The organism is Okeania sp. SIO2B9 (genome assembly GCF_010672505.1).
In the GTDB taxonomy this organism is placed as follows: domain Bacteria; phylum Cyanobacteriota; class Cyanobacteriia; order Cyanobacteriales; family Microcoleaceae; genus Okeania; species Okeania hirsuta.
Genome location: NZ_JAAHGK010000673.1, coordinates 1 through 4,149, shown reverse-complemented (window position 1 = coordinate 4,149; position 4,149 = coordinate 1). Strand labels below are relative to the sequence as shown.

Below are 4,149 nucleotides of genomic sequence, written 5' to 3'. Positions count from 1 at the left end.
TAAGGTAAGTAGGTGCTTGTGCTTCTACTTACCTTTTTGATTTGATACTTAAAAAATTTGCTGCTTCGGCTAGGGGGGAGTTATTAGTTAGATACAAAGGCTATTTGTGAAACAACCCCCCGTACTCAGCAGTAGTTGAGGTTGTGGAGAATTTGGAGTGATTCCATGACTTTAGAAAAGAACGAGCTTATCCATAAGATTGGTAGAGTTGACATTGAGGATTTTACTGATTACATGAAGACTCTAGCATATCGGACTGATTCTTACAAATCTAGCTTTGGTAGAAGAACTCTACCGATAGCTCTAGAGTTAACTGGGAATCATAAAGATCCGGATGCAGTAGAAGCATACAGGGATGCCAGGATTGAGATATTTCTAGATAGGATTCTGCCTAGATGGGGAATTGCGCTTGCCTTACATTACCAGCCAGGGGGTGGTATCTTACCCCACCGTGACGCTGCTGGCTATGGATTTGAGGCTGTTTCTGTTTCCAGCACTGACTTCGTTTTCAGGATAGGGAGCGAGGTACACCAGTGCAAAGCAGGAGAAATCTACCTCTTCAGGACTAAGGTGCTGCATTCGGTAGATAAGCTAGAGCAAGAAAGATTTGCTTTGGTTGCTTGGAGAGCAAACTGGAGCAAGATAAAGGTTCCATTCTAGCTGTGGAAAAGAAAGCAGTACCTAGCTTTGGGTGCTGTTCTGTTTTTTTGTCCCTTAAAAAACCACGCTTTAAAAGCTATGAAAATTAGAGTTGATAATATTAAGAACTACAAAGAAATTAACGCTTTGTCTGGCAAATACCGACTACGCCAAGATGGAATTGCATACATATACTGTGGTCGCCCAAGCTCATTAGGAAACCCATTTCCAGTAACGACGGACACTCCTACAGAAGTAGCGATAGCTGAGTTCCGCAAGCATCTATGGAATGAAATTAAAGCTTACCAAAATGGTACAAAATCCTCGACGTTAGTTGATGAAATTCTGTCTCTAGCACAGCTATGTGTAGCAGAACAGTTTCTTGATGGTTCTCCCATGAAGGAGATGGTATTGCTTTGCTACTGTTATCCCAAGCAGTGCCACGCTACTGTAATTGCCAATTGCATCAAGTGGATGATTGAAGAGTCCAGTTTTATTTATGCTGCTGTGGAAGAAGTTGAGGAACAGACTGAGGACGAGTACGAAGAGGAAAACTATGGTGACTACGGCTACTATGCTGGAGATTATCCAGATGATAATGGGACTATAGAGCTGTATTAGTAGACTTTTTTTCAGCTACACATCAAATAGTGATTAACTCATAGCATTTAGTAGCTCGTCGCGTCGGGGGGCGAGTTACCACTTCGTTGTTAGGTTATCTGTGAAACTGTGCCCCCACTCCTTACCTTGCGTATTGGTCATGGTGTTTATGGAGAAATAACCATGAAGATTAGAGTTGAAAGCACTAGCAATTACCACGATCTGCCTGAGTTACATCGGTACAAATATCGCTTCAGAAAGAAGGGTATAGCGTTCGTCTGGTGCAGTGGTGAAAGCCCAATGGCCAACGTCTACGAGACCGATGTCTATCGCGAACACAGAGAACATGGATACGATCCAGTTGAAATGTTTCGCGAACGGCTAAAGCAGGATATGAAAGCCTATGATGAGCATGGGACAATATTCGACCCAGGCTTTACCATCATAGACTTAGCCAATATTGCTGTATCTGGCAAATTTAAGGATGGACAGCCATGCCATGAAGTCAGGCTCTTAGTCGATGGCTATGAAGTTGGTAAGTCTAGCCATGCAACAGTAATTGCCAAGTGCATCAGATTCCTGGAGAAAAGGTACAGGAATCAAAAGTAAGAACATCTTGGCTGGTAGTTGTCGTCTATCAGCCTTCTTTAGTAAACGCTTCTGTAATTCGCGTCTATTAAATAACTCGTAACATTTAGTGGCTCGTCTCGTCGGGGGGCGGTTGCTGACTTCGTTGTTAGGTTATCCGTGAAATCGTGCCCCCACTCCTCGCCTTGCGTGAAGGTTTCGGTGTTATTGGATTAAACCGATGAAAACTAGAAACGGATTCCAGATTGTCAACGTTTATCGACTCCGAGTTGAATTTCCAGTTGTTGTCAGTGATTCAGAGGATAGCTGGATTGAACAAGACTGGCTCGGCCTTGAGCGAGAGGAAGTTCCAGTTCACGACGTTGGCAATCTTGAGACCAGTATCCAAAGCGCTTGCAAGAATTGCGATAGCATTTGGAACGTTGTCAGCCTTAGCGAAACTCGTAAGCTTGGCAGGATAGCTGCTCTTGCTGCTACTGACGATGACAGCGATATTCCATTCTAGGTTGAAGGAAACAGCCGGAGGTTTTAGACTTCCGGTTTTTATTTATTAGGTTACCACAATGAAAGTCAAATCAAAATCCGTAATGATTACGGGCAGCCATCACCTACGAAAGCTGCCTGAGCAGGCCATACAATCTCTAGACAAAATTATGGCACTTGGATTGGAAGTCCACATTGGAGATAACCCTGGTGTGGATTTGTTGGTTCAGTTGTACCTAGCCAAACACAAGTACAGAAATGTGTTTGTCTACGCTGCTACTCGCAGGAGCAGTCATCACAAGAAGCTTAGGTACAACCTCGGTATCTGGACAGTTCTGCCTTGCTACGGAGACACTATCCATCGAGATAAGTGCATAGCTTATCAGTCCCGATGGTTGATGCTAGTTGGGTCTGATGAAACTTGCAACCATGTCAATTTCTTTTTTACTAAAGAGCAGAAGAAGTTGGTAGCTGCATAATGAAACGGCAGTAGAGTTGACCCCTCTACTGCCTTAACTTCTTACATTCAATACGATTATCCAATGTTTAAGATTTTACGTCAAGTCCTCCAGGGGGAACACCTGGAAAACTTTAGACAGTTTTGTGAGTCTATAAATCCCACCACCAAGCAGTCCAGGAGTTCATTCTGTCCAGGTCGTCCCCAACGCTGGATTAAGTCTGGCTGTAACTTCCAGTCAGGAAAGCGATTCAAGATTTTTACACCTCCAAGTGTAATGGTTGTTCGACCGAGCGATCGCCTGGATAGATTTTGTCAGAGGCTGATGTCAGAATGGGACTCAGCTATACTAACTGCAGACAATGGAATTGATTGGCATAAAGACCATCCCATGTTTCGGGAGTGGTGTGTGATGGTAAACCTTGGTGAGGCCAACTTCTATATTAATCCCAACAGGAGTTTTAATTTGAAGCAAGCCAAAGCTGGATATTTGTGGAAGGAGGCCGAATGCTACCGTCTCACAGATGGAATGATTGTTGCGTATAATCCTCGATACTGGCATTGTACACAAGTCCCACCAATGCAGGAGAAGCGTAGGATGAGTTTGATTATTCGGCGTTGGCAAACTGGTTGGGAGGAATATATCTGCGACTACATCCAGAGGTTGCCTGAGAACTGGAAGTAGACCTCACCTATCAGGTGCATCTAAATTACCTATAGAAAGAAGTCAGAGGCGATGGGCTTCTGGCTTTTTTCGATCAAAATAATTGGGTCGTGCAACCACACCTTTTAAGGCGAAATATTTTTGGAGGCTTGCTCAAATACAGGTTACAAAAACAACTTCAGACTTGAGACTTCTAACTTCTGACTTCGTTAATAGTGGCTACTGCCAAATATTTTGGTGTTTATAACATGGTTAGCAATGACTGATACTCCCAAAATATATGTAGCTTCTCTATGTGATTACAACAATGGTATTTTACATGGAGAATGGATTGAGTGTGATTCACTTTCTCAAGTCGAGGCAAAGATTGAAGATATGTTGGCTGAGTCCCCTTCAGCAAAGAAGTATGGTGAAGTGGCAGAAGAATGCGCTATTCACGATAGCGAAGGATTTGAAGGCATTTCCATAGGCCAGCATGATTCCATTGAGAAGATATGCGAACTAGCTGAAAAGGTTGTAGAGCATGGCGAAGCGTTTGCTTGTTATATTAACGCCTTTGGTAATGATGATGTAGAAGAACACTATGGAGACTTTGAGGACAGGTATCAAGGCTGCTATGAGTCCAAGGAAGCATTTGCAGATGAATGGTTTGAGAACTGTGGAGCTGTAGATGCTGTGAAAAATATATCGGTAGTAGGAGTTATCAAGGCTAACTCCA

Annotated in this window: 7 protein-coding genes; all 7 read left to right on the top strand. The window is 43.3% G+C overall.

The window, feature by feature from the left end; genetic code table 11:
- The first annotated feature begins 165 nt into the window (after positions 1 to 165).
- Positions 166 to 660 (top strand): hypothetical protein, encoded by a 495-nt coding sequence (locus tag F6K13_RS21350; protein ID WP_287288313.1) that lies wholly within the window; start codon positions 166 to 168, stop codon positions 658 to 660.
- A 78-nt stretch (positions 661 to 738) separates the two neighbouring features.
- Positions 739 to 1,260, top strand: coding sequence for a DUF4326 domain-containing protein (locus F6K13_RS21345; RefSeq protein WP_287288311.1), 522 nt, complete (start codon positions 739 to 741; stop codon positions 1,258 to 1,260).
- Between the two features lie 345 nt (positions 1,261 to 1,605).
- Positions 1,606 to 1,848: a hypothetical protein gene (locus F6K13_RS21340; RefSeq protein ID WP_287288310.1), complete on the top strand. Its 243-nt coding sequence runs from the start codon at positions 1,606 to 1,608 to the stop codon at positions 1,846 to 1,848.
- 199 nt (positions 1,849 to 2,047) lie between these two features.
- Positions 2,048 to 2,332 carry a hypothetical protein gene (locus tag F6K13_RS21335; RefSeq protein ID WP_287288308.1) on the top strand — a complete coding sequence of 95 codons (285 nt, stop codon included), beginning with the start codon at positions 2,048 to 2,050 and terminating at the stop codon, positions 2,330 to 2,332.
- A gap of 148 nt (positions 2,333 to 2,480) precedes the next feature.
- Positions 2,481 to 2,789, top strand: a complete 309-nt coding sequence (locus F6K13_RS21330) for a hypothetical protein (protein ID WP_287288306.1) — start codon at positions 2,481 to 2,483, stop codon at positions 2,787 to 2,789.
- Between the two features lie 63 nt (positions 2,790 to 2,852).
- Positions 2,853 to 3,452, top strand: coding sequence for a hypothetical protein (locus tag F6K13_RS21325; RefSeq protein WP_287288304.1), 600 nt, complete (start codon positions 2,853 to 2,855; stop codon positions 3,450 to 3,452).
- Positions 3,453 to 3,668: 216 nt separating this feature from the next.
- On the top strand, positions 3,669 to 4,149 hold a 481-nt coding region (locus tag F6K13_RS21320), incomplete at its 3' end, for an antirestriction protein ArdA (protein ID WP_287288302.1).

What these genes read in the sequence shown, in the direction of transcription:
- F6K13_RS21350 (WP_287288313.1), top strand. Translation starts at nt 166, where the DNA reads ATGACTTTAGAAAAGAACGAGCTTATCCATAAGATTGGTAGAGTTGAC.
- F6K13_RS21345 (WP_287288311.1), top strand. Translation starts at nt 739, where the DNA reads ATGAAAATTAGAGTTGATAATATTAAGAACTACAAAGAAATTAACGCT.
- F6K13_RS21340 (WP_287288310.1), top strand. Translation starts at nt 1,606, where the DNA reads ATGTTTCGCGAACGGCTAAAGCAGGATATGAAAGCCTATGATGAGCAT.
- F6K13_RS21335 (WP_287288308.1), top strand. Translation starts at nt 2,048, where the DNA reads ATGAAAACTAGAAACGGATTCCAGATTGTCAACGTTTATCGACTCCGA.
- F6K13_RS21330 (WP_287288306.1), top strand. Translation starts at nt 2,481, where the DNA reads ATGGCACTTGGATTGGAAGTCCACATTGGAGATAACCCTGGTGTGGAT.
- F6K13_RS21325 (WP_287288304.1), top strand. Translation starts at nt 2,853, where the DNA reads ATGTTTAAGATTTTACGTCAAGTCCTCCAGGGGGAACACCTGGAAAAC.